This window comes from Actinotignum sp. usb-actsch-213 (assembly GCF_059085665.1).
The window spans coordinates 1-24,610 of sequence record NZ_JBHNSQ010000024.1 but is presented as its reverse complement, the minus strand read 5'-3'; the positions used below and the strand labels follow the sequence as shown (position 1 = coordinate 24,610).

The window sequence follows — 24,610 nt, the reverse complement described above, 5'->3', positions numbered from 1 at the left end:
CTCATCGAGGTGATCATGGGCGGCAATGCTGCTGAGGCGCGTTCCATCGATTTTTCGCAGGACCGCCGGCGGGTAGTGCACGGGAAAATGTTCCTCCTCGCATTCCTCGGGTTCTTTATCTATGCGATGGGGCTCAGTTTGCTCACCCCGCTCAATGGCGGCCCCGATGAAACCCAGCACGAGATTTACGGCTACGCGGTGGTCACGGGGCAAATCCCTCAAAAAAGTATTCGCGTGGAGGCCCCCGCGTTTTTGCGGCGCGGCGCCCCGGATTGCTGGCGCCACGACCCGGCCGCCACCGCCTTCTGCTCGCGTATTTTCACCACGAACGACGAACTTATCTCCCAGGGCACCTCGGCGGTTAATTACCCGCCGCTCTACTACTACCTCACCCACTGGCCCCTACTGCTCGCCTCCGGGAAATACGTGCTGTGGGGTATCCGGGTGCTTTCCGCCGGGCTTTTCGCCGGGCTGGCAGCGCTCGGCTTTTCTTCTCTGTACGCGGGGTTGCGCAGCGCCGCGCTCCCCTATCTCACCATCGGTCTGCTGGCCCCGGGTTTCTATTCCCTCAGTGGTTTTTCTAATCCGCAGTCGATGGAAATCGGGGCGGCCCTGGCCCTCACCGGTTTCCTCCTCCCCCTCCTCAACCGGGTTCCCGCCCGCGAAGAATTGTGGCGGTGGATTGGCGGGGGGCTGGCCGCCATCCCCCTCATTTGCGCGCGCCCGGTAGGCCCCTACTGGGCGATCCTGCTCTGTTTACTTTTCGCTATTATTTTTGGGCGCGTAGCGGTGCGGCATTACCTGCGCACCCCCGGATTCTGGATTTTCCTCGGGCTGTGCGCCCTGGGATGCCTGGCCTGGTTCGGCTGGAATTACCTGGCCTCCACCTACGGGAAAGCACCCGATCCGGTGGCCAATAAGGGCGCTTTCCGCATGGGCCTGCAAATCCTGGGGACCATGCCCTATTACATACACGAAACAATCGGAACCGCGGGCTGGCGCAACGTGGAGCCGAGCAGCCCGGTTTCCCTGTGCTACGTGATTTTCTTCGCCTGCCTGCTCATTGCGGTCTACCGGGCCGGGGCGCGCCACCACCGCCGCGCGGTTATTTTCGGGGTGGTGGTGCTGCCCTTCAGCGCCCTGCTCCTCAATACCGCGGTGGCGGATCGCATCCCGCTCGTCATGTGGCAGGGCCGCTACTGGTTCCCCTTCTTCTTCCCCTTCTTGGTGACCTGCGCGGCGGCTCTTCTCCAGCACCACGAGCTGCGTGAACGTACCGATTCTGCCCGCGATTCGCGCCTGATTCCGGTGCTTTCGTTGGCCGGGGCGCTGCTTTTCGCCGTGACGACCATTGATTTCACGGTGCGGATGGCCTGGCGTTTTTATGTGGGCTTGCGTACCCCCGTCTTCGCGGTTTTATGGACGACGCCGCCCCGCGCGCTGCTGGGTCTCCTTTTGTGCGTGGGACTTTCCTGCGTGGTTGCTTATCTTGTGGTGCGCCGCTACCGCCCGCACCTGAGTGCGCTACGCTGCGCCTGGCGTGAGTATCTGCATCCGCAGACCTTAGCGGCGGGCCGCGCGGCGCGCGGCGATTCCGGCGAGGAGTCCGAGGCTCACGTCCGCGAGGGTCGTGAAAACACGCGAAAGTAGTACGACGACGACAACCGGCCCGCTCCCTACCGCGGTAGAAAGTACTGCGGCAAGAGCCAATTCCCGCACTCCCACCCCGGCCGGAACGAAGAACACCAGGAAGCCAACGGTCCAGCCGAGCGCGTAACCGCCGGTGGCGAGCAGGAAGGTGGGCAGCGAAGCGGCCATGCCCTGGTAGATGAGCATGAGCCAGAGTTGGGCGCCCATAAGGAGCCAGCCGGCCGCGGCCCACAGTGCCGCCAGGCCGGTACCCCGCCAGCTCAGCTGGGCTTCCAGCGCCCCGCGCCCCAGAATTTTCAAGCCCAGGCTAATGATCCTATTGAGGACCGGTGGGATAAGAGCTACCACGCCCACGGGAATGGCCAGGGCGAGCCAGCCGTAATCTTCCATGAGGCCGGCCGGGCCCAGGAGCAGTGCGAGGACCGCCAGTACCAGGCCGGTCACGATAGAGACCACCATGGAGAGGAGCAGCGCCACGAAGGAGCGCCGCCGGGCGATGGAATGTGCCGCACCCATTTCCGCGGCCGCCACGAAATTCCACACTCCGCCAGGCAAGTATTTCGCCACCTGCGAGGTGTAAAAAATACGCCGGGCCACCCGGGCGGGCACGGGCTGGCCCACGTCATTGAGAAGATAGCGCCAGGAAACCATCGTGCAGGCCACGTAGAGCAGGGAAAGCGCGATACCGGCCAGGCTCACCCACCAGGGCAGCGCCGCGAGCGCCTCCCCCACCGCTTCCCGGTTGGCCACGATTGCCCAGATCGCGGCAATAACCGCGAGGAGCATAAAGCCGGCCCGCACGGCTGGTGCTTGCAGGACGCTGAGGATTTTTTTCACCGAGGGCTCTTTTCACCGGTGCGGTCGGAGGCCCCGCTGGGATTGAGTGCGGCACCGGGTGCCGCACCTTGTCTCGTGCCGCACCGACCCGGCACTCGGTCAAGGGCGACGAGGAGGGGACGTACCACGTAAGCGGGGCGGAAAGCTACATCAGCCCGCTCACCGCAACGGTTGCGGGCCGCGGCGATGGCTTCGGGATCCGAGGCGAGGCGCTCAAGCATATCGGCAAGGGCGCTCGCATCCCCGACCGGAACATAGCGGGCGGCATCCCCAAGGATCTCGCGCTGCGGGGCGGTATCCGAGGTGATGAGGGCCAGGCCGGCGGCCATGCCCTGGTAGGCCTTATTGGGAACCACGCGTTGGGCCTTATCCGACGTCCCGAAGATGCCCAGGCAGAGGTCATGGGAGGCGACTTCGCGCGGTAGCGCGACGGCGTCGACCCAATCGCGCCACATTACCCGCACGTGGGTTCCCTCGCCCGCGAGAATCGCGCGCACATCGGCGTAATCTTGACCGGTGCCGATGAGGGTAACCTCAAGATCCACGCCGCGCTCCTCGAGGAGGAGCAGGGCGCGCGCAATCGTGACGGCACCCTGCAAGGGTGTGAAAAGTCCGTAAAAGACCACGCGGGGCGGGGTGTGGACCGGATGCGTGCTGCGGGCGGCGAAGAAACTTTCGGGCGAGCCCACGGGCACGACGACGCCACGAGCACGCAGGGAGTCGGGCATGTGCGCCAGGTGCGCGGGGGTATCCAGGACCGTGATGGTGGAGGCGCGGATGGCGGCGCTATCCAGGGTGCGCAGCAGGCGGTCTTTGATGCCGTTGTTCAGGCCGCGGTCGGTGGCGGTAGTGGAGGCGAAAATGAGGTGGTCGAGCACAATGGGTGTGCGAGGGAAGAGCAGGCGGGCAAGGAGAACATCGAAATGGCCCAGGTATCCCACCACAATAACGTCCGGGGCGTGCGGGCCGCGGAAACGCCGGGCCCCGCGCACCAGCCGCCACCAGTGCCGGGCAATATCCGCCCCGAAAGAAAGCGCCCCGCGGGCACTGGCGAGGGCTGCTACCCGCCCGGCGGTGCCGGTATCGAGGGGAATATTGAGTTCGCGGACCGTGTGGCCGTGTTCGGCCAGCCCGCGTAGCAGCACCCCTACCCGGGGGTGGTTCGCGGTGTTGTAGGTGCCAAAGCCGAGGATTTTCACCGGGCGGCTCCCCCGTTCGCGGCGGCAGCCGGACCATGTGGGTGATCTGGGTCATCCATTTCGGGAGCGTCGAGGGCATTGGGGGCTTGGTCGGTGCTCGCCGCGGCTCCGAGCGGGCGCGGCGGACCGAAACGCAGGGCTTTGATGCCTTCTAGCTGTTGTTCGAGGAGGACGCGGTTGGTTTTGAGGAGGTCGGCGATAATGAGGATGGTGATGGAGATAATCGAGGCCACGATCATGGCCGAACCGAAAATAAGGGATTGGATATGGCCGGCGCCCTGCCCCATGAAGTAGAAGATGAGGAAGCGAATAAAGGGGATGGCACCCAGGATCCCGGTGATCGCGGCCGTCCAGCCCAGGGGCACATGGGGCTTGAACATGAGGTAGGAGCGCACAATCGCGGTCCCAGATTTGAACATGTGCTGGAAAATATTGGAGAACAGGCGCGATTCGCGGGTTTTCGGGTTGGTGGTGATGGGCACGGAGTCGATACGCAGCCGCTTATTTCCGGCTTGGATAATGGTCTCCATGCAGTAGGAGAATTGGGTGACCACATTGAGGCGGTAGAGCGCGCCCTTGGAGTAGGCTCGGAAGCCGGAGGCGGCGTCTGGAAGTTTGGTGCCGGCCGCCCTGTTGACCACCCGGGAACCCACATTCTGCATAAGCTTCTTGAAGCGGGAGAAGTGCGCAATTTTTGAGGTTTGGCGGTCAGCAATAACGATATCGGCACGCCCGGCCACGATAGGAGCCACCAGTTCCGGGATGGCTTCCTGGGGGTACTGGTTATCACCGTCGGTATTCACCACGATATCCGCGCCGTTCGCGAGCGCGTATTCCACTCCGTCCCGGAAGGAGCGGGCCAGGCCCTGGTTGCGGGCGTGGCGCACGAAGTGTTTCACCCCGTAGGATTTGGCGACTTCAACGGTGGCGTCGGTAGAGCCGTCGTCGATAATAAGGATCTCTACGCTATCGATGCCCGGAATTTCCTTAGGGATCGATTCCAGTACCAGGGGCAAGGTCTTTTCCTCGTTCAAACACGGAACCTGCACAAATAGCTTCATATCCCTCTCCGCCGCACTCGCGATTATCCAGCACCTAGCCTAACAAGCTCCGCGGGCTCTCATGGGGAGATACGCTGTTGCACACTAGAAGTACGGCGGCACCGCAACAATATTTCCCGCGCCGCGGGGTCGGCGCTTCCCGCGCCACGGCACGCCGCTACAGTACAATTCAAGAACAGAAAGCCGATGCCGCCTCTTCAACCAAAGGATTTCGCCGTGACGAATATTTCTTCTTCCTCGGCCAAGGCCGCCCTCCGTTCCGTGCTCCGCCACGTTCCGGGAGCGGAAGCTGCCGGTCGCAAGGTACTTCAGAAGGTGCTCTACCGGGTGCCTTGCTCGGAGCGGCCGCTGGTATCCATCATTATTCCGGTCTACGGGCACTGGAAGGAAACCTTTGCCTGCTTGAAAGCGCTGGCGGCAACGGCCGGGAATATTCCTTATGAAATCATCGCGGTAGATGATTGCTCCCCAGATTCCACCGGCAAGAAACTGGATCGTATTATCGGCTTGCGCGTTGTTCATATGCCAAAAAACGGCGGCTTTATTCGGGCTTGTAATACCGGGCTCCAGCATGCCCGCGGTGAGATCATTGTCTATCTCAATAACGACACCGAAGTGCATCCCGGTTGGCTCCTACCTATCGTGGAACGCATGGACGATCCTTCCATCGGGCTGGTGGGAGCGCGCTTGGTATACGCGGACGGGACCTTACAGGAAGCCGGTGGCGTCGTTTTTGCCGACGGCGTCACGGAAAACTATGGGAACGGCAATAATCCGGAAAATCACTCCTATACGTATTTCCGAGATGTCGACTACTGTTCCGGAGCATGCTTGGCGGTACGCAAGTCCATTCTTGATGAGCTAGGCGGCTTCGATGAGCGATATATCCCCGCCTATTACGAGGATACCGATCTGGCTTTTGAAGTACGGCGCCTGGGCTACCGCACCGTTTATGAACCGCGCTCCCTTGTTGTTCACCACGAGGGCGTCTCGAATGGGACAGATACCTCGCAAGGTACGAAGCGCTATCAGGTCGTTAATAAGGCGAAATTCGCTCAGAAATGGGCAAAAGAATTAGCATCACAGCCGCTGAGCCGCTACCAGGACCCGGACTTTGAAATGGAGCGTGCTGTTCATACGAAAAATGTCGTTATTGTATGCGACGGCGCAGTCATCACCCCTGATTTGGACTCTGGCTCAGTACGAATGGAACAGATCCTGCTGGAGCTGCTTCGGCTCGGATATCAACCGATCTTCATTCCGCAAAATAAGGAGCGTCCCGAGCCCTATGTTGGAAACCTGACGAAACGTGGAATCCAAGTAGTTTACGACTCTTTCAGTGAACACGGCCAAACTAATATCAGCGCCTACGCTCTCACTATTTTGCTTCGCGGAAATGTACGCGGAGTGATCCTGTCCCGGGTCGGGGTGGCGGCAGCTGGCCTCTTCCCGGTGACCCACGCCCTTCCGGGCGTCCCCGTTATTTTTGACACGGTAGACCTGCACGGCACCCGAGAACTACGCGAAGCGAAACTTGCCGGTGATGATGCTCTTATCACCGCTGCGCATCAAACCAAGGAATTGGAGCTCGGAGTTATGAGGGCCAGCACCGCTACTCTGGTTGTTTCCTCCGAAGAAGCGAAGATGCTGCATGCGGACCATCCCGAACTTCCGGTCTTTGTGGTGGGGAATGTGCACGTCCCGGTGCAGCACCCCGCGGGATTGACGGGCCGGCGCAGCATTAGTTTTATCGGTTCCTTCGCCCATCCTCCGAACGCGGATGGCCTGCACTGGTATTTCACCGAGGTACACCCGTTGGTGCGTGACGAGCTCGGAGATGTTGAGGTGAATGTGTATGGGAAAAACCCGCCGGAATCCCTGCGGGTTTTCGAGGGCAACGGTGTGAAGCTATGCGGCTACGCCGCTGATTTAGCTGATGTTTATAATCCGGCTCGGCTCTCCATCGCGCCGCTACGCTACGGTGCCGGAGTGAAGGGCAAGGTTGGGGAATCTCTCTCCTGGGGCGTTCCTATCGTGACCACCGATATCGGAGCTGAAGGCATGGGTTTGGAAGACCGCCACACCGCGCTGATCGCCAATAGCCCGGAGGAATTTGCCCGGGCTATCGTGGACGGTATGCGTGATGATGAGCTGTGGGAGCGTCTCTCTACCGCGGGTGAGCGCCATATCCAGGAGATTATGGGCGTGCCTCGCCTCCACCAGGACCTCGCGGCTGCCTTTGATTTCGCGGGGATCACGCGCGCCTGATCGTGCCGCTGGTTCAACTGGCACACCGGCCTGCTGCTGGTGCGCCAGTGAGCTATTCCGCCAGCGTGACGATGGTGAAGTCCGCGTGAGGCTCTATCCGCAGGCGCGGGTCGGAAGCAATCTGCTCACGCAGCGCCTGCGCTTCCGCGGCGAAAGCATCCGTGGATCCCTGTTCGATTCCCCAGCGGAAATCAAAATTCGGGATGACCACCGCTTGCACCTGCCCGGTATAGAGCACCTGCCACACCGAATGCCCAAAGTTCGCGTGTGAGCCGATCACGTCCTGCATTTCCGGGGTCCAGTTTTCCCGAGCCCGGGCCACGTCTTTATCACCGAAAGTGTTGTAGAGGACCAAGTCAGATTCGCTCGCGATCACCCCGGCCAGAAAATCATTACCGCCCGAGACCGGGGAACTGAAAGCCACCACGGCATCGTCCGGCAAGGCAGCATCAAGTTTTTCTGGAATCTCACCGATAAGTGCCTCAAGATGGGCGGCCCGGTCGCTGGAGCCTACCGCCAAGCCCGCGAGGTTCGGGGCGGAAGCCAGCACCGCCAGCGCAGCCACGATTCCGCAGGCCACCCGCCGCCAGCTGCCTCGCGCTTCCCGGCGCACCAGCGCGCTGATGCCGCTCGCGAGCGCCGCGAGCAGGGCCAGGCGAACCACCAGCATCCAGCGGTAGATAGCCCGCATAAGATCAAGGCCGGGAAGCTCCTCGTAGAGCGATGCCCACGGGAAGGTCCACAAGGCCTCCGAGCGGGGCATAAGATAATCAGTCACCTGAATCGGCGGCGTCAAGGGACCGCGGATTTCCCACCATTTCAGCGAGGGCCCCAAGGCAATAACAAAGGCCACCAGTGCCACAAAGGTCCAGAGCAGCACGTAGCGGCGTGACCCGCGCGCCCATACCAGCACGCAAACGAGCAGCACCAAAGCCGTAATACCGATGTAATTCCAGCGTACATTCGTGCCGTCTCCCCATAGCAGATCGGCATCCAGCCCGACTCCGAGGAGATCGGCCCACCACACGCTCGAGGTGGGGATAATCGTGGTAGCTACATCCACGCCCATGGAACGGAAGAAATCTTCGCCGGTGCCCATACCGGCCAGCGCACCGCCCGCACTGCGGTAATAAAGCAGCAAAGCCACAACACTCGCCACCGCCATATAAGCAAAGCCCAAACCGGCATCCCGCAGGCCGCTGCGCCCCCGCAGCAGCGGTAACACAATAACCACCACCCCGGCGGTGAAACCGAGCATGACGAAAGAATAACCATCAAGGAAAACAGCCCAGGTGAGAACCCCGCACCAGCCAGCCAAAGCGAGAAGCCGGCGCCACCAGGGTGGCCGCAGCCAGAACCGCAGCAGCACCACGCCCACGTAGATAGTGGCGGGTAGGAGTAGCGCACCCCAGAAAGTCGTACCAAAATTACCCATGCCAATAACGGAAGGGTTGATCATCCACACCGCAGCCGCAATCCCGGCAATCAGGCGGTGCGAGGTGAGCCAGTAGAACAGTCCGTACGCGCCCACAAGTGCCAGGACGATCCAGATGAAATACCACGCAGAGAGCGCTGCTGCGGCGTCGCCAGGAAATATTAATGCAAAGAAAGTAGCCGCGCGGCTAAAAACACCGCCGTTGACCGTGGCGGTCCCCTCCGGGAAACCGATGATCGGACAGCGGCCTTCTTGCAGGTACAGGCGCGGAAACTCAGTTCCGCATTGCAGCCGCCCGAGGTCGGCCACCCAGGCATGCACCGGACCGATGGCCCACGCGTTCACGCCGTAAATAAAGGACAGTGCGATGGAGTAGAGGAGGGAGCCCAGGGCCGCTAAGCCGCGGGTACGCCACCGGAGCGGAGCTCTGCGTGGGTGGGCATCGATAACTGGCACGTGGTTCCCCTCTATCCGCGGGAGCGGTGGTGGCCGCGAACGGTATTATTGCTGGGTTCCGCTCCCCGCCTCGATCTTAACATTATGAACATAGACTTCGGGGAAGGTCTTGACGAATCCCGTGGTCATCCCATCGGATTTGGTGGTAAAGAGCGCGACGCTATTACGCCGCTCAATTTCAATATCCGCGCTGTTGAGAATCGCGAGATTGACGATGTAGTCTCCCTCGCCAATATGCAGGTCGGGGAGAACCACCATGATCGTGGCGTGGCCGCTATCCACCGCGGGGAGGGGAAGTTGGAGGCGACGGCTGGACATCCCGAAAACCGGGGTACCCTCATTCATGGTGGTGATTTCCACCACCACGCCGTAATCGCGCATGGGCTCGTGGGCCACCAGATCGAAGGCAATACGCATGGTATCCCCGGAAATATGCACGAAAAGCCCGTCGTCCGAGGTACGCACCCCGTCCACAATCGCGGCGTTGTCAATACTGCACGGGTGGCTATCCACCGCGGTGAGGACCCCACCGTTCTTTTCCGCGAGTTCGGCGAGCATTTGTTCCTGGTAGCCCTGGTGGAGGCGGGACATCGCATCGCGCACATCCCCCACCATGACCATGGCACCTTTATCCAGAACGACGGCGCGATCACACACCTCGATCACCTGCGCCGCGGAATGCGACACCAGAATAATAGAGCGCCCTTCGCGCTGGAATTGGCGAATTTTCTCCATGCATTTCTTTTGGAAAGGTTCGTCACCCACCGCGAGGACTTCGTCCACGAGGAGGATATCCGGGTCGGAATGCACCGCCACCGCGAAAGCCAAACGTACGTACATCCCGGAGGAATAGAACTTCACCTGGGTGTGGATGAAATCCCGGATGCCGGAAAACTCAATAATGGAATCGAGTTGAGCGTCGATTTCCGCTTCGGATAGGCCCAGGATAGAAGCGTTGAGATAAATATTTTCCATACCGGTGAGGTCCGGGTGGAAACCGGCCCCCAATTCGAGGAGAGCCGCCATGCGCCCGCGGGTGCGGACCTGCCCGGCATCGGGGGTAAGGATCCCACCGATCACCTTGAGGAGGGTGGATTTACCCGAACCGTTCGCACCCACCAGACCCACTGATTCCCCAGCGGCCACACTGAAGGAAACATTCTTGAGCGCCCAGTATTCTTCCGCGTGGGTACGCGAACGCGCCGCATTGACCAGGCGTTCCTTGAGGGATTTATCTTTGTGGACGATGAATTTCTTCGAAACTCCGTCAACTTGAATGACGTCGGGACGCGACATGAGAATCCTTGACCCGCCTTTCCTTTAGAGTTCCTGCGCGAAATTGCGTTGCATGCGGGCGAAGTAGCGCTGTGCGAGCCAGAGCAACACCAGCCCAATGATAAGGAAAATTCCTAGGCGGGTGAGGAGATGGGAGGGCAACAGGGCATCCTGCCCGGCCGCCCAGAAGGAATGCTGGAAGCCCATAACCGCCACCGAGGTGGGGTTGAGGAGATAAAGGTTAATCATCCAGCTGGGGGCGGCTCCGGCAATCATCGCGAAAGAATAGACAGAGGGGGTGAGCCAGAAACCGATGAGGAGAATAACTTCCACGAGGTATTGCACATCCCGCAGGTACACATTCGCTGCGGAGAGAAACAGCCCGAAGGCCACCGCCCACACCACCACCACGGCCAGGGAGAGCGGGAAGTAGATGATGGCACTCCCCCACGGCACCCCGCGAATAATGAGGGCTCCGCATACCAAAATGGCCAGCTGGGAGAGGAAGTCCACAAAGGCAGCGCCAGCCGCAGAGAGTGGGAAGATTTCGCGCGGCAGATACACCTTTTTGACAATCCCGGAATTACTTACGATCGCGCCGGTGGAAGCCGCCACGATCTGGGAAAAAAGCCCCCAGGCGGTCAGGCCCGCGAAAACGTAAATAGCAAAATCAGGAATGGCACGTTCCGCTCCGAGAACCTTGCCGATAGCGAAGTAGTAGATGAGCAGATTAATTAGGGGCCGGACCAGGGTCCAGACGTACCCGAGCACCGAATCCTTGTAGCGTGCCTTGAGTTCACGCCGGGTGAGCAGGCCCAAGAGGTGGCGATGGTCGAAAATATCGCGGACGGACGCCCGCCATCCGCTGAAGAACCCGGTGTCAATAGCCACGCGCGTGAGATCCTGGCCGACGAGTTTCTCGAAGCGTGCTTCTGCTTCGGGGCTCACCTCGCGTTCGCGCTCTGCTGCCATACCCGACCTTTCCTGCCGGCATTCGCGCCCTTCACTACCCACCCGGGTGAGCCGCGCGTATGCACCTATCTGTCTCATATTACCCAGCTGCGGGCCGAGCCGCGCGCAGCCCCGTGATGTCAGCGCCACCTCGCGTCGCCTTGTACGATAGAGAAAGTAAGTTTCACCCGGGAGCCGCCGCGGCTACGCGAGCCGCGCTTGCCGCCCCGCGGAGGATGATAGGCAGTCATGAGTGTTTGTGTTCTTGTTCCCGCCGGAGCCGGGCCGGCTTTAGCGCGCGCCCTCCCCTACCGTGTTGCGGAGCTCATTGCGGGCCAGCCCGCCCCGCGCGCGGATCTCACCGCGGGAGAAACGGTGACTGCAGTGGTCACCACTCCCGGTGCTGTTACAAAAACAGCTCTCGCTCAGCTCCTTGCCACCCCGGGGCGCAATACCGCGTGGTGTGCCTCGCTTGCTGACAAACCGAACACATCCGAATCTCGCGGTGTCCTCGCCGCCCCCGCCCCGGTCTACACTTTTGATTCGCGGGCGCTCCACCTGTGCGGCGGCCTCGATACCGCCTTCTCGCTTCCGGCCCTGGCCGTCGATGCCCAGTGGCGCCTGAGTGCCGCCGGAGTACCCGGTGAGCTGCGCACTACCGCGCTCCTCGAAGCCGGAACCCCCGATCTCGATACCGTGGAGTACCTGCGTATCCTCACGAAGAATCTTTCCCCGGCCTACCAGCTGGAATTCCTCACCCCGCTTGTCACCGCCCTTATCGATCACCCGCTCCGCAGCTCCGGGGTGGATACCGCCGCCCTGGATCTTGCCCGCCGCCCCGGGAACGATGCCGAGCCCTTACTTCACGTCCCCTCCACCACCTTCAGCGGCGCCCAGGTAGTACGCGACTGGAGCGCCTCCCTGGCCGGCTTAGAAAGCCGGAATGAAGCGGCTCTTGCCGCTGCCCGTATCCCGGATCGCCGCCTGCCCCATATGGCCGAGTTCCTTGACCGGGTCTGGGCTAGCGCCGGGATCCCCACCTCCGAACGGGATTTCCTGGAAACGGCTTTCGCGGATATCCGCCGCGATCATGAGCCGAGTATCGCTTTCGCGGTGGCCGGTTCCGATACCGCGGCCCGTGCCCGTTTCTCCCGGATCGCCGCTGACATTCCCGAACCGCTCTACCTGTGGGATCCGGAAAGCAAAGAGCTGAGCGAGCGCAGCGCCGATCCCACCGCGCCCTTCCAAGCGGCCCGTCGCACTCTTGCCAGCGCCGTCGAAACAATCGCGGTGACCTATATTCTCAATCTTCCGGCCCGTGCCGTTCCGTGGAGCGGGAACCACGGGGTGGTCATTGCCGATGTCGCCACCGCGAATCTCACCGCGATGGTCCGCACCGATTGGGTGGGGGTCACCGGTACGGAAAGCGTGGGCGCGAACGCTAGCGTCCTCAACGAAACGCTCAGTGTTGCGGACCGCGTTATTACCGCGGATACCGCCCAGCGTGATTTTGTGCTCGGGGCTCTGTCCGGGAACTATCGCTTGGATCAGAATACGTACGACGACGATCACTCTCTCACCAGCCTCGTCGCTCAGGAAAACGGCGGTATTGCAGCGGCTCTCGCCGCGCTGCGCTCCCCCATCCACGCCTATGAACGGGTGGAAACCACCCAATTGTACGAGGAGCCCGGCAAGCCCGGTGCCCGCAAGCATCCCCACCTACGCCGCGCGTTGCGCGGCCTGGCCAGCACTCTCAAGGGAGAACGCAAGTGACCTCTGTTTCCGTTATTCTTGTCAATTTCCGCGGGGCGGAGGATACGATTGCCGCCGCGCACTACCTGCGTGAATGTGATTGGCCGGCGCAGGATCTGGAGATCGTCGTCGTCGATAATAATTCCGGGGATGGTTCTTTCGAGCGCCTGCGCGCCGAGCTGCCTGACTGCCAGGTCCTGCAATCGGGTGCCAACCTGGGCTTCACCGGGGGCTGTAATTTTGGGGTGGAGCATTCCCGCGGGGATATCGTAGCTTTCCTCAATAATGATGCCCGGCCCGGTAAGAAGTGGATTCGTGCCGCGGTGGAGGCGATTGCGGCGGACCCGAAGGTGGGCTGCGTGGCCTCCAAGGTGCTCACCTGGGAGGGCGACAGAATCGATTTCGTCGATTCCTCGATGACGTGGTTCGGGATGGGCTACAAGCGCGAGGCAGAGCGTGAAGATACCGGCGCCTGGGATACCCCGAAGAATGTGCTCTTCCCCACCGGGGCCGCGATGTTTGTGCCGCGCCGCGTTTTTGAGGAACTGGGCGGTTTCGATGACCGCTACTTCATGTTCTACGAGGATGCCGATTTCGGCTGGCGCGCCAACCTCGCCGGATACGATGTGCGCTACGTGCCCGAGTCGGTGGCCTACCACCGCCACCACGTCACCATGAAGAAGTTCGGGAATTTCCGGGAAACGTACTTCCTGGAACGCAATGCGCTGGCTTGCCTGTACAAGAATCTCGGCGATGATCTGCTCCGCACTGTTTTCGCTCCCGCCCTTGCTTTCGCCCTGGAGCGCAGCGCGGAACGCAGCGAGGTGGAGGAGCGCCGCGGCCCCGATTCTTACCGCGCAGCTGAGGGCACCATTACGAAAATGGCGGCCACCGCGCCCTACGCGGTCTCGTATTTCCGCGATATTTTGCCTTCCCTCGTGGAATCGCGCCGGGAAATCCAGGCCGGGCGCCAGAAGTCCGATGCGGAGATTATTACCCTCATGCGTAATGCCATGGAGCCGGCCTATCCGCTGCCGCGTTACCTGGACCTCCACGAGGTGCTGGCGCGTTTCTTCGGGATCGCGAAGCGTTTTTCCGGGCAGGCGAAGGTGCTGGTGGTAACCGGTGAACCCATCGGGGAGAAAATGGCCGGGCCGGCCATCCGCGCCTGGGAAATGTGCACTCGCCTGGCACTCGAGCACCCGGTGCGGTTGTGTTCCACGGCCGGCGTGGGAAAGGTCGCACCCCAAGCTTTCGAGATCCACAATGGCGATACCGATACCCTGCGCGCCTGCACCGACTGGGCGGATGTCATTATCTTCCAGGGTTTCCTACTGGAAAGCGCCCCGTGGCTCATGAGCTCGGAAAAGATCATCGTGGCCGATATCTACGATCCCATGCACCTCGAGCAGCTCGAACAGGCCCGCGACCAGGGCCCGGAGGGCCGCGAACGCTCCATTACCGGGGTAACCGGCGTACTCAACCGGCAGCTGGCCCGCGCCGATAAATTCCTGTGTGCCTCGGATAAACAGCGCAACTTCTGGCTCGGGCAACTGGCGAGCATGGGCCGCATCAACCGTAATGTTTTGCCCGACGACGCGGATGTGCGCAGTCTCGTCGATATTGCGCCTTTCGGTCTGGGTGAAGAAGCACCCCGGCAAACCGAACACGCCATCCGCGGGAAGGTTCCCGGTATCGGCATGGATGACAAGGTCATCCTGTGGGGCGGCGGGGTCTACAACTGGTTCGACCCGCTCTCCCTCATCCGCGCGGTCGCCCAGCTTTCCCGCACCCACCCGGATGTGCGGCTCTATTTCTTAGGTATGAAACACCCCAATCCCGGGGTGCCGGCCATGCGAGTGGCCTCCGAAGCGGTGGCGTTGGCCGATGAGCTAGGCCTGATGAATACCCACGTTTTCTTCAACCACGACTGGGTTCCCTACCACGAACGCCAGAACTACCTGCTGGACGCAAACGTGGGGGTCTCCACCCATTTCGAGCACGTGGAAACCCAATTCTCTTTCCGCACCCGTATCCTCGATTACCTATGGGCGGGACTGCCGATCGTGGCGACCAGCGGGGATTCTTTCGGGAATGCCCTCGATAGCGAAGGTATCGGCATTGCGGTGCCCCCGCGCGATGTGGAGGCCCTGGCCGCAGCGCTTGAAACACTGCTATACGACGACGCCGCAGCGGCCCGCGCGCGTGCGAATATTGCCGGTTTCGCCCAGCAATTCCACTGGGATCGGGCGCTCGCCCCGCTGCTGGAGTTCTGCCGGCAGCCGCGCCGGGCCGCTGATCTGGCTTTCCGCACCGGCGACGATGTACCCGGAACGATGCTTGGCTTTATCGACCCGGGTTTCAACCCGGTGCGTGATCTCAAACTCGTGGTGGATTACCTGCGCACCGGCGGCCCGAAGGTGCTGGCCTCCAAGGTGAAGTCCCGGCTGCGCAAGTACATCTAGTACACCGCCCACCTGCGGCAGGTGCACGGATGCCCGCGGACGCTCTTGGCGTTCCGCGGGCATCACCGTACCGGCAGCATTGTGAGCAAGCTGCTACGTTTCCACGACGCGCTGCGGCGCCGCACTACGTTGCCGAGGGAATAATGAGGGCGTAGCCGTACATGCACGCGGTCAGCAGCGCCAGGCCCCAGGCCACGGAGTGGCGCAGCTTGATCCAGGCCGCCGCCGCGCAGAAGAGCGGGATAAGGACCATCCCGTAGCGGTGCTGCATAAGGGTGAGGGAGCCAGAAAGGATATTGAAACCGAGCACCACCCCCGGAGCGATACCAAGGAAGGAAACCGCGGCTGCCTGGCTAAAACGCTGTTCCAGGGTGGAGTGACGTTCCAGGATCCACGCCACGCACACGATGGCGGTAATTCCCAGCCAGAGCGCCAGGCTCGCGAAAGGAGATTTCGGGTATTGCTGGGCCGTCCCACCAATACCAGCGAAAATAATTTGAAGCGCATCATCGGTCATATAGGGAAGCTGACGCACATCGAGCACCCCGGTAGGATCCACCACAATATCCGGGCGCGCCACCGTAATGAAAGGGCGAATAACTAGCCAGGCCCCACCGGCCACCGCGGAAACCGACCCGAGAGCACCAATTTCCCACCAGCGTGGCAAGCTAGCAGGATCAGCAGCAGCCTTCTTCCCCCAACCGTGCCCGGGCCGTATCCGGTACCACACCAGGAAGATCAGGACAGCCACCACCGCGAAAATATTTTGCATTTTCACCACGCAGGCCACCGCGGCAATAAGGAGCAGCCAACCGAGAGACCATTGCCGGCGCGCGTAGAAAATACTTCCGAAAATAATGAGGGTGCCCACCAGGAGATTGAGCGCATCCGGGGTGATATAGCAATTCGTGGTTCGGAAAGTCGGCATCGAGGTGATGAGGAGCGGTACCGTAAGTGCCATCGCCCAGGTGGCACCAATACGGCGCATCCCCCAGGCAAGGACCGTCATCCCCAGCACCAACCAGAGCACGCTGGTGAGGCGAGCGCTGCCCAGCAAGCCCATCCCGAGCATCATAAACGGCTTAGCCAGCCACGCGGTCAGGAAGTAGTAGACCGGGGAATGCACCCCGGCGGTGGTGTAGCCGGCGAAGGGGAGCTTATCCTCGGGGAAATCTCCCCCGCACACCCCGATGGTTGCCGAGCTGACCGGGTTGGAACCGAAACCGAGGCAGGCCAGCACCTCACGGGCATAGGAATCCGTGGTCATCCCATCGCGTACTACAATCCCGCGCCCGGCTTTATCCACCGCGTCGAGGTAGACGTATTCATCGAAAGGAGAAAGGTGTGGATTGGTGGTGATGAAATGAAGATTGAGTGCCCCTCCCAGAATCCCGAAGAACACCAGGACGGCTAACCACACCACCCAGGGGCGCCCGGCGCTGATTCTGCGCAGCCGCGATACCAGAGCCGCCCGATGCTTAGAGTGCTGAGAAGACGAATCGGCCTGGGGCGTCCGAACATCTACGTGCGTGGCTGCAACCATGAATTTCCTTGAGATGGACAACGTTTCACTTGCCGCGTTATCTTATCGCGAAGTACCACCCCTCATATAGGGCACACAGCACGAGCGCTCGTTCAAGCCCGGGCTTAAATGGCCTAAAATCAAAGAATGACTTCTGAGCAAGACAGGCCCCCACGTCTCGTCGTCCTCATTCCGGCGTGGAATGAAGAAGAGGCGCTGCCGGCGGTTCTCACCGAATTACGCCAGGCAGCTCCGCACGCATCCCTCGTGGTCATCAACGATTGTTCCCGGGATGCTACCGCGCAGGTGGCCGCGGCCGGTGGCGCAACTGTCCTCAATTTGCCCATTAACCTCGGGGTGGGCGGGGCCATGCGCACTGGCTACCTGTATGCCTGGCGCCACGGTTTTGACCGTGCCGTGCAGGTAGATGCCGATGGCCAGCACCGCCCCGAAGATATCGCCCGCCTCCTCGAACAGATGGATACCACCGGTGCCGATATCGTTATCGGGGCGCGTTTTGCAGAACGTGGCTCCTATCGGGTGCGCGGACCACGCGCCTGGGCCATGCGATTCCTCTCCAAGGTGCTCTCCCGCGTGCACCACACCCGGCTTACAGATACCACCTCCGGCTTCAAGCTCACGAACCGGAAAGCCATCGGGGTACTCGCCGACGAACTCCCGGCCGAATACCTGGGCGATACCATCGAAGCGCTTATTATCGCCAGCAAAGCTGGGCTGCGTGTCACCCAGGTGGGAGTGGAGATGCGCGAGCGGCAGGGCGGCACTCCCTCCCATAACCCACTCAAGGCCGCACGCCTGCTGCTGCGCGGTATTATCGCCATGGCGGTAGCCTCTACCCGCCCCGCCCAAAAAGATCTTGACGGAACCGAAGGAAGGCAATAACGTGCTCTACCGCCTCTTGCCGATCGCCGCGAGCATCATCTTCCTCGTCTACCTGTTTATCTTGCTGCGTTCCCGGCGGATGAAACAAACCTACGTGTATATCTGGTTCCTTATTGGCATCGGCCTGCTCGTGATTTCGATCTGGCCCCAGGTTGTTTTCCTCGTTTCCCAAGCCCTCGGTTTCAAACGCGCCTCCAATATGATTCTGGTGATCGCGTGCGTCGTGCTGCTCATGGTGACGATCCAGCTCTCTACCGCCGTCTCCCGGTTAGAAGAAGACCGGCGGCGTTTGGCTGAAGAAATAGCTTTGCTACGCGCGGAACGCGCGGCGCCCCCAGCCGAGGCGTAAACTTCATGTGCATCAAATAAAGGAAGGACTTCCATGCGCATTCTTGTCACCGGTGGTGCCGGTTTTATTGGGGCGGCGATGTCAACGTACCTCGCCGACCATCACGAGCAGGTTATCGCTTTCGATAATCTGCATCCGCAGATCCACCCGGATCATCAGCCCACGGCCGGCTTCGATAAGCGCGTGGAGCTCTACGAGGCCGATGTGACCGATCCGGCCGCCTGGGATGCCCTGCTGGAGCGCTTCACCCCGGATGTTGTTGTCCATCTGGCGGCAGAAACCGGGACCGGGCAGTCCCTGACCGAATCCACCCGGCACGCCTCCGTGAACGTGGTGGGCACCACCACGATGCTTGATGCGTTCGCGCGCCACCAGGTTATCCCGCAGCGCATTGTTCTTGCCTCCTCGCGCGCGGTCTACGGCGAAGGTGCCTGGCGGCACACGTCCGGGGAGCACGCCGGTGAGCTGTTCTACCCCGGTTCACGTACCGTGGCCATGTTTGAACAAGAAGAATGGGATTTCCCGGAGGCCGAGCCGGTGGCCATGAATGCCGCCCTGGTGGAGCCCCATCCTTCCTCGGTGTATGCGGTTACCAAGATTGCCCAGGAACAGCTCCTGCGCATGTGGGGCGATGCTTTCGGCTGTGAGATCGGGATTGTGCGCCTGCAAAACGTGTACGGCCCGGGCCAAACGCCCTCCAATCCCTACACCGGAATCATGTCCCTCTTCTGCCGGGTTGCCTACAATAAACAGCAAATTTCCGTGTATGAAGACGGCCTTATCCGCCGCGATTTCATCATTATTGATGATGTGGCCCGCGCCCTCATTAAGATGATTGAAATTGAGAAATGCCCGGGTGTTTCCGTAGATATCGGAGCGGGCCACTACACCACTATCCTCGAAGCCGCCCAGATTATCGCGAAGATTTACGGGGCTCCCGAACCGAAGATCACCGGCCAGTGGCGCCACGGCGACGTACGCCACGCCTGGGCAGATCCGGAGCCAGCCCGCGAGCTCCTCGGATTCGAGGCCGAAGTGGACGTGGAGGAAGGCTTCACGCGCCTTGCTTCCTGGATTAACACCCAGACCCAGTATCTCTAAACCCGATAACCGCAGCGCGGCGTGCGGCGACGACCCGGCAACTGCGGCGTCGTCGCTCCGCCGCGATGGGACCACGCGAAGGAACGTATGCGCACATGGCTTGACCCCCGCAATAACTCGCTGAATCTGATTCGGCTGGTCTTTGCGCTGATGGTACTTTTCCACCACGTGGGGCCGGTAACCCAGCTCGTCGGGGAGTTCGAGATCACACCCGGTGAATCTGTGGGCGCCTGGGCTGTTTTCGGTTTCTTTATGATTTCCGGGTATCTCATTACCGCTGCGCGCCTGCGTTCGGATGTGGGGCGCTACCTCAAGAACCGCGTGGTCCGGATTTTCCCGGCTTTTCTGTTTATCAATGTGGTGACAGCTTTCCTCCTCGCGCCGTTTGTCTATCTGCTCGATCATGGCACCCTGGACGGCTACCTCACCACCGGCCCCACTCCCATCAGCTATATCCTGGGCAATTTCTTCCTCTACATGAACCAGTGGGGCATCGCGGATACCCTCCACAATGTTCCCTATCCCATCGCCTGGAACGGCTCGCTGTGGTCGCTCTACTACGAGTTCGTGTGCTACCTCATCGTGGGCGCGCTGCTCACCATCCCCTTCTTCAAGCGGCATATCTGGCCCACGGCCGTGATTTTCCTGGGCACCTGCGCACTGCGGGTCTTCCTCCCCACTGCCACCGTGTACCTGGGCACGATGAACGGCACCCTCGACCAGCTCTCGCGCTTGCTACCGTTCTTCTTCGGTGGCTCCCTGCTCTTCCTGGCCAAAGACCGCCTCAGCCTCACCACCTGGGGTGCGCTGGGTGCAACGGTTGCGGCCGTGGCGATCATGGTGGTGGCCCCGCATTCCGGGCCGCAGATTTCCGCGCCGCTGCTCACCTACCTGCTGCTGTGGATCGGGCAGACACTCCCCTCCCCGCGGCTCTTCCAAGTCCACGATTTCAGCTACGGCATCTACATTTGGGGATTCCCACTCACCCAGCTACTCACCCGCCTCGGGCTGGCAGCCGCAGCCCCCTACCTCGTTTTCTGCGCGGTTCTTTTCGTGCTCACCGCCCTGGGCGCGGCATTCTCCTGGTTCCTGGTGGAACGGCCGGCCATGCGGGCTTCGCGCGGCAAAAAGAATCCCTTCGGGGAGTTGCGCGCGCCGGCGCGCTAGTGGGCGCGAATACGCGCGCTGCGGGGCGTGCGTCGTCGTACCAAGAACGACGACGCCGGGCCTACTTGCCTACCAGGTGCCGCAGCAGGGTACGTACCCCGGTAGCGCTGCGTTCCTTGAGGGCCCGCGGCAGCAAAGTGGCGGCGTAAAGGCGCGAGGTGGCGTGCAGCTGGGCCGCCCGCTGGGCCTTCGTCCAGCCGCGCTTTTTCATGTCCGCGGCCGCGAGCGCAAAATAGCGCCGTTCCCCGGCGAAGCGGGTACCGTCCAGAAGCTTGGAGGCGGAGGCGGAAGAATCGTGGCGGCGGTATCGGAAGCACACCGTCGGCTCTACCAGCAGGGAGGCGCCGGCAGCCAGCATATCGACAACGATGGCGAGATCCTGGATGAGGGGGAAGCCGGGGCGGAAGGGAGTGGCGCGAATAGTCTCGGTACGGAAAACGAGCGAGGGCCAATAGAGCCAGTCCCCGGTGAGGAGTACCGCGGCCGCACCTTCCCCGGAAATAACGTTACCCATACGTGTGGAGCGCTTGCGCAGGGAGGTTTTGATACGGTCCCCGAGGGGCGAAATAACGGTGCCCTGCGCGTCAATGGGGCGCACCCCGGGCTGAATAATATCGATGGTGGGATGGGCGGCAATAGCGGCCTGGATGGTGGACACAAAATTCGGTTCCATCATGTCATCGCAGCCCATGAACATCATGTATTCCGCGGTGGCGAGCTTCAGGCAGGTCTCGTAGTTTTCGGTAATGCCCCGGTTCGTTTCGTTACGAATATAGGTGACGCGCTCATCATGTAGCTTGGCAAAATACTCCGGCACGCTCTCATCGGGATAGCAATCATCCACCACGGTGAGCTTCCACTCATCACTATCCTGGGCCAGGACCGATTCCACTGTTTGGAAGAGGTAGTCCGGGTTCCCCCAGAAGGGCAGCATGATATCGAGGCGCATCGGGCATGATCCTTTCTATGGCGAAGCCGCTTTCTGTTTCGCCGCCATCTGTACTAGCGCCTATTATGGCACGGGCGCACCCTATACTTAAGAAATCCTGCGAAGAGAAAGGCCATCCGTGATGTCCACCGCCGCTGGCCAGAACTCAGAAACTGCCGGGGCTGCCCTGCCGGTTGCCCTCGGCGGTGCTTCCGGAGCACTCTCCGGTTTCTTTATTACGGTGGTGAGTGCGCGTTCGCTCTCCCCTACCGATAACACCCTATTTTTGACGTTCTGGGCTGCCCTGTTCGCCATTATTGCGATTGTGGCGGGTCTCCAAAATGAGGTGACACGGGCGGTGCGCCGGGACCGGGTTGAGAGCTGTGAACGTGCCGAAAATCGTGACCGCGTAGAAAGCCGCACGGGCGTGGATTCCACGGCCGCAGCTTCGTGCTACCGCACCTCGCCGGTTCTTATCTGCGCGGGGGTAGGTGTATGTGCCGCACTCCTGGTGCTCGTCGTGACTCCGCTGTGGCTGCGGGTATTTCACGGGTTTTCCGGGCGCGCGCTCCTTATCGCTTTTATTGCACTAGGGGTAGTCCTCAATAGCGTGCATTTAGGGCTCCTCGGAGTTTTCGCGGGGCGCGGGAAGTGGAAAATTTTCGGTACTCTCACCTCGCTGGAGCCGGCCCTGCGTTTCCTCTTTATTGCGGTAGCCGGATATCTCAGTCTCACCCTCCACTTCTACGCCCTCGCCTGCGTGCTGGCCTGCGGTACCTGGTTGCTGCTCAGCGCTGCGCCGGGCGTGCGAGCTTTGGCACGCACCCGCATTAATATCGCGCCGCGGGGCTTGGTGCGCCGCCTCCTACTGGCCATGATCGCCACCGGGGCAAGCGCGCTCCTCATTAACGGTTTTCCGCTCCTTATGAGCCTGACCACCGAACCTGCGGTGTTCTCTCAGGCCGCTCCGCTGATCCAAGCGGTCTCCGTGACCCGCGCGCCCCTCATGCTTCCCCTCGTAGCTTTCCAGTCCATGGTGATCACGGTTTTCGTCCAGCACCCCGAGCGCACTCGCGGCTATTTACTGCGCCTGGCCTTTATTGTGGGAGGAATTGGCGGGATTGGTGCCCTGGCCGCTGCCGCGTGCGGCCCATGGCTCATGGCGGTTATCTTCGGGCCGGCTTATGCAAATACTCCCCTTACTTTGGGATTACTGGTTCTTGCCGCAGCCTGCCTGGCTCTTCTTACCTTGACCGGAGCGGTGGCACTAGCCGCCGATCACCACCGCCTCAATATTCTGGGATGGTGCGCGGCCCTGCTGGTCTCCGTCGCCCTGATGCTCCTCCCGCTCTCCCTGGAAACACGCACAGTTGCCTCCCTGGTGGTGGGCCCGCTGCTAGGGAGCATCTGCCATATCCTCGGCCTGGTACATCACACTCGATAACACCGTATCGCACCCGATAGCGCCCGAGATACGTGGGGACCTTCGGGGCCGTGGGGGATGCACCGGGACTGCGCGCGGGTACCATGGAGACTACGTGAGCTGACCTAGGAGGAATCATGGCACGGGTATCCGTTATCACTCCCGCCTACCGCGGTGAGGACACTATTCGGCGCGCGGTTGTATCGGTCCTGGGCCAAACCATGCCCGATGTGGAGCTCATCGTTGTGGATGATCACTCCCCCGATAACACTGCCGGCGTGCTGCGCGACCTGGAAAAAGAACTTGCCGATGCCCGTCTCACCGTGATCTACCACGAGAACAATACCGGGGTATCCGGGGCCCGGAATTCCGCCCTTGAGCGCGCGTCCGGGGACTATATCGCTTTCCTTGACGGGGACGATTACTGGGAACCCACCTATCTGGAACGGATGCTGCATGAAGTGGAGAACGCGCCCGGTACCGATGTGGTGTGCTGCGGACGCACCATCCACCTCTCCAATGGCCAGACGCGCACCGAACACTCCCGTTTCCTCGGCACCCTGGCAGGCCCGGATGCGGTACGTGCCTTCCTCACCGATAACCTCACCCCGTTCCTCTGGGATAAACTTTTCGCCGCCGCCACGTTCCAGAACTTGCGTTTCCCGGAGCATATTCACCGCGGGGAGGATCAGGTTGTTGCCGCGATAGCGCTTTCCCGGGCCCGGCAGGTCACCTCGATTCCCGATGCCCTGGCCAATTACGTGGTGGGCACCCAATCCCTCACCTGGGGTCGCGTTCCCGATCCGCAGGAATATGAGGATGCCGCACGTTTCCTTGCCGAACAGCTCGGGCCGGAATGGATGGCAGAACCGGAGAATCTTTCCGCTTTTTTGGTGTACCGCACCCTCGCCATGATGATTTTGGCGCAATCGGCCATGCGTTCGGAGAAGGACACCGCGGATATTGTGCGCGCGGCACGGCATGCTATTAGCTTGCCCATGCTGCGCGCTACCGCGCAGGCCCGCCCGCAGCTGGCAGCCGGAGCCGCCCTGCTGCGCACCTGCCCGGCGCTCTACCGCAAGATCTACCTGCGCTACGTGCGCAGCACCTACGCCATCGCGGATTAGGAACGGATGAAAAGCGGTTTGCAACGGACTAGCAGCGGCGCTTAGAAAGCCCAGCGCCACCCCGATCCCGGCACTCCCCAGGGGTTGTAGACCAGGTAGCCGTGCTCCAAGGAGGTTTCCAGGACCACCTTACCGGCCGCGCTTTCCCCCGGGTTGATAAAGGGGGTGACCCGCTCCGCGGTGGAATAACACCCGTAAGATGGCACCGTGTGGCTATCTTCCTGGATATTTCCCTCCAAGTCCGTGAGATAAAAAGCATCCCGATCCAGGGTGAGGAAGGGAGCATCCGGGTCGTAGGCGTCATAATCAGCTGCCATCTGCGCGCTGAGATCAACCACGAGGAACGTGCCGTTCTTGGGAGTGAAAACAGCTGGCTCCGCGATGCGCGAGGGGCACTCCTGTGCCCGGGTAATATCCGTGACTGTCAGAGTGAATGCCGCCCGAGTGGCGCCGTCGACCGAAAGACCTACCGGCACTCCAAGCTCAGCTTCCACATCCCCGCTGGGCGCAACCGTAACCGGGCGGCCGCCTTCCGAACCGGCCGTGACCGCGGCACGTTCCTGCATGGTCCCGGTGCCGTTCCCGCTGGCTGCTCCGCCGCCGGGAGCCGCGCTCGCCACCGGAATCGGGGTGACCGGATCTGGATCACCCACCGCGGTGCTCGCGCAGCCACCTAGTGCCATAATCCCGGCTAGGCTCAGCCCCGCGAGTACGCTTCCCACGGTCCACCGACTCACGCGG

19 protein-coding genes are annotated in these 24,610 nt (G+C 61.5%); 10 read left to right on the top strand and 9 right to left on the bottom strand.

Features of this window, described 5'->3' with window-relative positions; all coding sequences use genetic code 11:
- Positions 1–15 precede the first annotated feature (15 nt).
- Entirely contained in the window at positions 16–1,650 is a 1,635-nt protein-coding gene (locus AC5RK6_RS01585; protein ID WP_087070510.1) for a glycosyltransferase family protein, read from the top strand.
- Here AC5RK6_RS01585 and AC5RK6_RS01580 read toward each other — a convergent pair.
- The 3 genes from AC5RK6_RS01580 to AC5RK6_RS01570 are packed head-to-tail and all read right to left on the bottom strand — an operon-like array spanning position 1,564 to position 4,747.
- A complete protein-coding gene (locus AC5RK6_RS01580; protein ID WP_087070509.1) occupies positions 1,564–2,487 on the bottom strand; it encodes a lysylphosphatidylglycerol synthase domain-containing protein in 924 nt (307 codons plus the stop codon). The genes AC5RK6_RS01585 and AC5RK6_RS01580 overlap by 87 nt on opposite strands.
- Positions 2,484–3,686: a glycosyltransferase family 4 protein gene (locus AC5RK6_RS01575; protein ID WP_320757784.1), complete on the bottom strand. Its 1,203-nt coding sequence runs from the start codon at positions 3,684–3,686 to the stop codon at positions 2,484–2,486. Before AC5RK6_RS01575 ends, AC5RK6_RS01580 begins: the two co-directional genes overlap by 4 nt.
- Positions 3,683–4,747: a glycosyltransferase family 2 protein gene (locus AC5RK6_RS01570; RefSeq protein WP_320757783.1), complete on the bottom strand. Its 1,065-nt coding sequence runs from the start codon at positions 4,745–4,747 to the stop codon at positions 3,683–3,685. The genes AC5RK6_RS01575 and AC5RK6_RS01570 overlap by 4 nt, the downstream gene beginning before the upstream one ends.
- A gap of 216 nt (positions 4,748–4,963) precedes the next feature.
- Between AC5RK6_RS01570 and AC5RK6_RS01565 the strand changes: the two genes are divergently transcribed.
- Positions 4,964–7,015, top strand: coding sequence for a glycosyltransferase (locus tag AC5RK6_RS01565; protein ID WP_320757782.1), 2,052 nt, complete (start codon positions 4,964–4,966; stop codon positions 7,013–7,015).
- A 52-nt stretch (positions 7,016–7,067) separates the two neighbouring features.
- On the opposite strand, the gene AC5RK6_RS01560 is transcribed toward AC5RK6_RS01565, so the two are convergent.
- The 3 genes from AC5RK6_RS01560 to AC5RK6_RS01550 are packed head-to-tail and all read right to left on the bottom strand — an operon-like array spanning position 7,068 to position 11,153.
- Complete coding sequence (locus tag AC5RK6_RS01560; protein WP_320757781.1) at positions 7,068–8,906, bottom strand: glycosyltransferase family protein; 1,839 nt, start codon at positions 8,904–8,906, stop codon at positions 7,068–7,070.
- A 45-nt stretch (positions 8,907–8,951) separates the two neighbouring features.
- Positions 8,952–10,202: an ABC transporter ATP-binding protein gene (locus AC5RK6_RS01555; protein ID WP_320757780.1), complete on the bottom strand. Its 1,251-nt coding sequence runs from the start codon at positions 10,200–10,202 to the stop codon at positions 8,952–8,954.
- Positions 10,203–10,226: 24 nt separating this feature from the next.
- On the bottom strand, positions 10,227–11,153 hold the full coding sequence (locus AC5RK6_RS01550; protein ID WP_320757779.1) for an ABC transporter permease: 927 nt from the start codon (positions 11,151–11,153) through the stop codon (positions 10,227–10,229).
- 228 nt (positions 11,154–11,381) lie between these two features.
- Between AC5RK6_RS01550 and AC5RK6_RS01545 the strand changes: the two genes are divergently transcribed.
- Both AC5RK6_RS01545 and AC5RK6_RS01540 read left to right on the top strand, forming a co-directional pair.
- Positions 11,382–12,905, top strand: a complete 1,524-nt coding sequence (locus tag AC5RK6_RS01545) for a hypothetical protein (RefSeq protein WP_320757778.1) — start codon at positions 11,382–11,384, stop codon at positions 12,903–12,905.
- Positions 12,902–15,349 carry a glycosyltransferase gene (locus AC5RK6_RS01540; protein ID WP_320757777.1) on the top strand — a complete coding sequence of 816 codons (2,448 nt, stop codon included), beginning with the start codon at positions 12,902–12,904 and terminating at the stop codon, positions 15,347–15,349. Before AC5RK6_RS01545 ends, AC5RK6_RS01540 begins: the two co-directional genes overlap by 4 nt.
- A gap of 124 nt (positions 15,350–15,473) precedes the next feature.
- Here AC5RK6_RS01540 and AC5RK6_RS01535 read toward each other — a convergent pair whose 3' ends face one another.
- A complete protein-coding gene (locus tag AC5RK6_RS01535; protein ID WP_320757776.1) occupies positions 15,474–16,892 on the bottom strand; it encodes a glycosyltransferase family 39 protein in 1,419 nt (472 codons plus the stop codon).
- A gap of 126 nt (positions 16,893–17,018) precedes the next feature.
- On the opposite strand from AC5RK6_RS01535, the gene AC5RK6_RS01530 reads away from it, so the two are divergent.
- The 4 genes from AC5RK6_RS01530 (at position 17,019) to AC5RK6_RS01515 (ending at position 20,391) form a co-directional block, all read left to right on the top strand.
- Positions 17,019–17,774: a glycosyltransferase family 2 protein gene (locus AC5RK6_RS01530; RefSeq protein ID WP_320757775.1), complete on the top strand. Its 756-nt coding sequence runs from the start codon at positions 17,019–17,021 to the stop codon at positions 17,772–17,774.
- Positions 17,749–18,123, top strand: coding sequence for a DUF2304 domain-containing protein (locus tag AC5RK6_RS01525; RefSeq protein ID WP_231366720.1), 375 nt, complete (start codon positions 17,749–17,751; stop codon positions 18,121–18,123). The genes AC5RK6_RS01530 and AC5RK6_RS01525 overlap by 26 nt, the downstream gene beginning before the upstream one ends.
- Before the next feature lie 33 nt (positions 18,124–18,156).
- Positions 18,157–19,224 carry an NAD-dependent epimerase/dehydratase family protein gene (locus tag AC5RK6_RS01520; protein WP_016443159.1) on the top strand — a complete coding sequence of 356 codons (1,068 nt, stop codon included), beginning with the start codon at positions 18,157–18,159 and terminating at the stop codon, positions 19,222–19,224.
- Positions 19,225–19,311: 87 nt separating this feature from the next.
- Positions 19,312–20,391 carry an acyltransferase family protein gene (locus AC5RK6_RS01515; RefSeq protein WP_320757774.1) on the top strand — a complete coding sequence of 360 codons (1,080 nt, stop codon included), beginning with the start codon at positions 19,312–19,314 and terminating at the stop codon, positions 20,389–20,391.
- A gap of 61 nt (positions 20,392–20,452) precedes the next feature.
- Here AC5RK6_RS01515 and AC5RK6_RS01510 read toward each other — a convergent pair whose 3' ends face one another.
- Positions 20,453–21,340 (bottom strand): glycosyltransferase family 2 protein, encoded by an 888-nt coding sequence (locus AC5RK6_RS01510; RefSeq protein ID WP_320757773.1) that lies wholly within the window; start codon positions 21,338–21,340, stop codon positions 20,453–20,455.
- Positions 21,341–21,461: 121 nt separating this feature from the next.
- On the opposite strand from AC5RK6_RS01510, the gene AC5RK6_RS01505 reads away from it, so the two are divergent.
- Together AC5RK6_RS01505 and AC5RK6_RS01500 are read left to right on the top strand one after the other, a co-directional pair.
- Complete coding sequence (locus AC5RK6_RS01505) at positions 21,462–22,763, top strand: MATE family efflux transporter (protein WP_320757772.1); 1,302 nt, start codon at positions 21,462–21,464, stop codon at positions 22,761–22,763.
- Between the two features lie 116 nt (positions 22,764–22,879).
- Complete coding sequence (locus tag AC5RK6_RS01500) at positions 22,880–23,869, top strand: glycosyltransferase family 2 protein (RefSeq protein WP_320757771.1); 990 nt, start codon at positions 22,880–22,882, stop codon at positions 23,867–23,869.
- A gap of 41 nt (positions 23,870–23,910) precedes the next feature.
- Here AC5RK6_RS01500 and AC5RK6_RS01495 read toward each other — a convergent pair.
- The coding region (locus AC5RK6_RS01495) for a hypothetical protein (protein ID WP_493926320.1) at positions 23,911–24,610 on the bottom strand (700 nt) is incomplete at its 5' end.